A 4904-nucleotide genomic window follows, 5' to 3' on the forward strand; every position below is an offset into this window, starting at 1 on the left:
ATCGTTAATGTCCTGCTCGGCGACCATACAATCCAAAGTTGAATAAATAAACCAAAATAATTGTTGTTGAAACCGCAATACCTGGAGATAAAAAGGCCAAATAATTGGTTGCAATGATATCTTTCATTTGAAACATCATCATTCCCAAATCTGGACGGGAAACATCATTAGCAAAGCCTAAAAAAGTTATAGTGGTAATAGCTAAAAGAATTGAAGAAAATAGTGAAACAATTTCAGTAAAATAAACAGGTAAAATGTTAGGTATAATATAATGATTTAAGATTGAAAATGAAGATAATCCGTCAAGCCTGTAAGCCGTAATATACGTTTTATTCCACTCGTTGATAGCGCGTTGATGAATATTGTAAATAAAGCGAGGACTGTACGATAATCCAATCACTAATAACATATTAGTAATATCATCTTCTAATAATAAGCTAATTACAATCACACCAAGTAGTGGCGGTACGACCATACAAAATTTAAAAATAAATAATACGAAAGATCGTATAAATGATATAAAAAACATTAAGTAATTAATTAATCCACCAACAGCAACCACATAAAATACTACTTTCAATGTCATTGACATAGTCGAACGATAACCAATTAACAAATAATCAAAAATATCTTGCCCTTTAGCATTCGTGCCTAATATATGATTGATATCGCCATTGGGCCACCAAGCAGGCGGTAACCAAGAGGGATAGATAGGATTTAAATGGGCATGAAAAAACCATTTGGTAGATAATGCTATAAATGCGATCGCTAATATCCCGTAAAAACCAACAATTAAGTAAAGATTACTATGTAAGCGATTAAAGCTTAATTTTATATTTTTAAGTAATCTAGCTAGTCTAAACATAATGTTCCTTATGACGCAAAGGGTAAATAGCAACTGCCAAAATTTCACCTAATAACGTTAATAAACTAATGACAGAACCACAAGCTAGAATTGCAATAGATATAATAAAATAATTGTGATGACGATACGCGATCATCACCCATTGCCCTAATCCTATTCGATTAAACAAAATTTCAATTACCATAGTTGAAAATAACAGTGTAGTTGTATTATATGTCAACTGAGGAATGGTCGCTGGGATTGAATTAGGCAACAAGTGTCGACGCAAAACTTTAAATGGCGATCGCTCACGAATAATCGCCATTTTTATAAAATTCTGGCGCGATATACTTTTCACATTTTGACTGACTAATTGAATAGTCATAATGCACGGTTGAATGGCTAAAATAATGATAGGCAAAAACAAATTGTGCAGTTGCTCAAATAATACGTGCCATTTAAAAGTTTTTGATGCGCCAAAAATATCCAATAACGAAGTGCCAGCGACTACTGGTGACACATCAAAATTCATCGATACCGACCAAGTTGGTGATAACCAATACATGACGACAACAACCAACATAACGATAGGGCAAGAATACAATAATAAAGATCCCAAACGAATCGTATTATTTAGCCAATTAATATGACTAAGACCAAGAAAGATCCCCAAAGGTAATCCAATAAATAAAGCCACTAATAAAGCGAGAATACAAAGTTCAAATGTAGTCAATAAGGTATGAAAAAACGGCACAGTTTCACCCGTTAACAATCTAAATTGCCCTTGCAATAACTGTTTAAAAAAAGCGCAATAACTATCGACAAAACTTAGATTGTTAAAATTAAACATTGAATGGGGGGCAAAATAAACTAAACAAAAACTAATCTGAGCCAACACGCAGATAATAAATAAACAGGTTACTATTTTTTTGAAAATATAGATAATCATTATTTATCTTTATTGCTATTTGAGTAAATAAAACACGGTGGCATAAAAATAGCTCACCGTGCTTTAATTTACTCATTGATTATCCGGTATTACCGGTTTACTTGCTGCAGCATAAGCATGATTTTGTGCGCTTAAACCACCAGCATGGCCTTTACCCTCAAAATGATAATTTGATTCTTCACGCGATTTTATTTCAACATCGCAAGCCGCATATTGTGGCGCAGGTGCTTTAGCCATCGCTGAAGAAGAATAGCCTGTTGATAGTGAATCATTAATTGCCAAATCATTATGATTACTATTTTTCTGACTATCTTTCAAATTCTCTTGAGTTTTTGCAAATAAAGAACTTTTTGGCTGCGTATCCATAATAACGCTATCAACATGATTTACTTCCTCTTCATTTTTTACAATAACAGGAAGTAAGAGCGAAGGGATAACTGGTACTACAATATTTTGCGCATCATTTGCTATTTGGCTGTAATCAACAGCCACTCGACCTAATGCTAATTCTAATGATGCTGCTGCAAATGGAAGCGGCATTGGTGACTGTTTTAGCTCTATATTACGAACTCGGCGCTTATTCCGTTGCCCATTCATGCGTAAATGCCGTGAAGTACGGCGCTGACGCTTCGGTTGAGATTCCGATGCAATATTATTGTATTGCGCTGATTCAGAAACAATAATTGGCAACAATAAAGAAGGAATAACGACTCTTTCTTGTTCAATTTGTCTGGCTATATCAACATTTTTTACACGAACACTTTTCGTTAATGCACGTTGTTGGCGCCTTGGTCTAACCTCACGCTGTTTTGGGGGTACCACCTCATCCGAGGTTTTATCAGCTTTAAAATGATTGGCTGAGTTTGAAAGGTTAGCATTTGCATTACTATTTTGTTTAGCTCTGCGATTATTATTTCTACTCGACGGTTTGCCATCTTCAGTAGAACTTGCTGCAACGGTATTCGTGTTACCAGCCAAGCTGTTATTTCGGTTATTACGTTGACGTCGATTGTTTGAACGTTGATCTCGTCTTTTGGTCGTTTTCGGCTTAACCTCTGGCTGAATTTCCACTTTTTCTGTGACAAACAGTTTACGCAATTTACCAAATAACCCACTAAATAGGCTACCTGATTTTTTAGCTTTTGACTCAGTCTTTTCTTTTGGTGCGACACATGCCTCAACTTTCGGACCTGATAATACAGCTTGCTCAACAATAACTTCAACAGCTTGTTGCTCATCTTCCTCTTCTTCAAGCTCACGAATCAATTTTGGAAGATTATAGCTTAGCACATCAGTCTCTTCACCCACGCGTTTGCGAATCACTTTATAAAGAGGCGTTTCCATCTCTTCATCACCAGCAATCACAATTTTGACATCAGGGTGCATTCTTTCAATATTAGTAATAGCACGACGTTTTTCGTTGAGTAAATAACTAGCTATTGGTACTGGAACAATAACATCAATTTGTACAGTATTATCTTTCATCGCCTCTTCTTGAATTAACCGAAGGATAGATAAAGACAATGAGTTACTATCACGAACTGTGCCTGTTCCTTGACAACGTGGGCAAATATGATGAGTTGCTTCGCGTAATGAAGGACTTAATCGTTGACGAGACATTTCTAGCAAACCAAAGCGTGAAATGCGGGTTGTTTGGATACGAGCACGATCAGTCTTCATTGCTTCTTTCAGGCGATTTTCCACCTCACGCTGATTACGAACAGGTGTCATATCAATAAAGTCGATAACAATCAAACCACCTAAGTCACGTAAACGTAACTGACGAGCGATTTCTTCAGCCGCCTCAAGATTAGTATTAAATGCAGTTTCTTCAATATCACTACCACGGATTGATTTAGCTGAGTTAATATCGATAGCTGTAAGCGCTTCTGTCGCATCAATCACAATTGAACCACCAGAAGGCAAGCGAACTTCACGTTGGAATGCCGACTCAATCTGACCTTCAATTTGGAAATGATTAAATAGTGGCACATCTCCCTCATAAAGCTTTAAGCGGCTCACGTACTCAACTCGCCCTAAATCGACTAACCGTTTTTTAGCAATTTCAAGTACTTTAGGATTATCAATTAAAATATCGCCCACATCATCGCGTAAATAATCACGAAATGCTCGCGTGATAATATCGCTTTCTTTGTGAATTAAACTGGGTGCTTGATGCTTTTTAGCTTCATTCTGGATTGCCGTCCAATAGTTAACTAATGCATCTAAATCTTGTTGTAGCTCTTCTTGGCTTTTTCCAACACCCGCAGTTCGAGCTATTACCCCCATACCTCTAGGTTTTTCGATGGCATCAATAATACGTTTTAAATCAGCTCGTTCCTCACCCTCAATACGGCGCGACACACCACCAGCACGAGGATCATTAGGCATCAAGACTAAATAGCTACCTGCTAAGCTAATATAAGTTGTTAAAGCGGCGCCTTTTTTACCGCGAATCTCTTTTTCAATTTGGATAAGGACTTCTTGTCCTTCTTGCAGATGTTTTATACTACGACGACCTGAAATATTAGATGGGAAATAACTTTCAGCAATCTCTTTTAAAGGTAAAAACCCATCGCGCTCACCACCATAAGAAACGAACGCAGCTTCTAAACTTGGGTTAATTTTAGTGATTTTACCTTTATAAATATTCGCTTTTTTTTGTTCATGTCCAAGGCTTTCGATATCTAAATCATACAAGCGTTGGCCATCAACAAGCGCAACACGCAACTCTTCTTGCTGGGTTGCGTTGATTAGCATTCTTTTCATTATTCTACACTCTTCATTAATCTTAATTAACTGTAGGTAGAATCTTATTATTGATAAGTGATTATTTTAACAATGATGAATAATGGTACTTAACTAAATATTTGTATACGGCATTCATTATTTTATTTATGTTATTTTTGTTATTATTTTATGTGAACCCGATACCGCTTACACAGCATCAACATAGCGCACCAGACACAACGCTTTGTAAAATGCTAAGTATATAATTTATTGACGCTATCAATATGGTTAATTTGCAAACCTGAATATTTCACTGGTTTTAGCAAACAAACTTAATCTTTCTGCAATTGTTTAAAATAAACATATTATCTCATTATAATG

General features: G+C 36.1%; 3 protein-coding genes. All 3 read right to left on the reverse strand.

The features are described 5' to 3' along the window. Nucleotides 1–4: 4 nt before the first annotated feature. The 3 genes from A9G30_RS11975 to rne all read right to left on the reverse strand — a co-directional run bounded on the left by A9G30_RS11975 (nt 5) and on the right by rne (nt 4562). A complete protein-coding gene (locus A9G30_RS11975) occupies nt 5–865 on the reverse strand; it encodes an ABC transporter permease subunit (RefSeq protein ID WP_065583066.1) in 861 nt (286 codons plus the stop codon). After that, the gene (locus A9G30_RS11980) at nt 858–1694 is read right to left on the reverse strand and encodes an ABC transporter permease subunit (RefSeq protein WP_176700914.1); all 837 of its coding nucleotides are present in this window, start codon (nt 1692–1694) and stop codon (nt 858–860) included. The genes A9G30_RS11975 and A9G30_RS11980 overlap by 8 nt, the downstream gene beginning before the upstream one ends. Before the next feature lie 171 nt (nt 1695–1865). Beyond that, nucleotides 1866–4562, reverse strand: coding sequence for a ribonuclease E (gene rne / locus A9G30_RS11985; RefSeq protein WP_065589094.1), 2697 nt, complete (start codon nt 4560–4562; stop codon nt 1866–1868). Between the last annotated feature and the right edge of the window lie 342 nt (nt 4563–4904).

The organism is Gilliamella sp. Fer4-1 (genome assembly GCF_001690515.1).
GTDB classification, from domain to species: Bacteria; Pseudomonadota; Gammaproteobacteria; order Enterobacterales; family Orbaceae; genus Gilliamella; species Gilliamella apicola_C.

Excerpts from the sequence above, each read along its gene's own strand:
- A9G30_RS11975 (WP_065583066.1), bottom strand. The coding sequence starts at position 865 with ATGTTTAGACTAGCTAGATTACTTAAAAATATAAAATTAAGCTTTAAT.
- A9G30_RS11980 (WP_176700914.1), bottom strand. The coding sequence starts at position 1,694 with ATGTTTAATTTTAACAATCTAAGTTTTGTCGATAGTTATTGCGCTTTT.
- rne (WP_065589094.1), bottom strand. The coding sequence starts at position 4,562 with ATGAAAAGAATGCTAATCAACGCAACCCAGCAAGAAGAGTTGCGTGTT.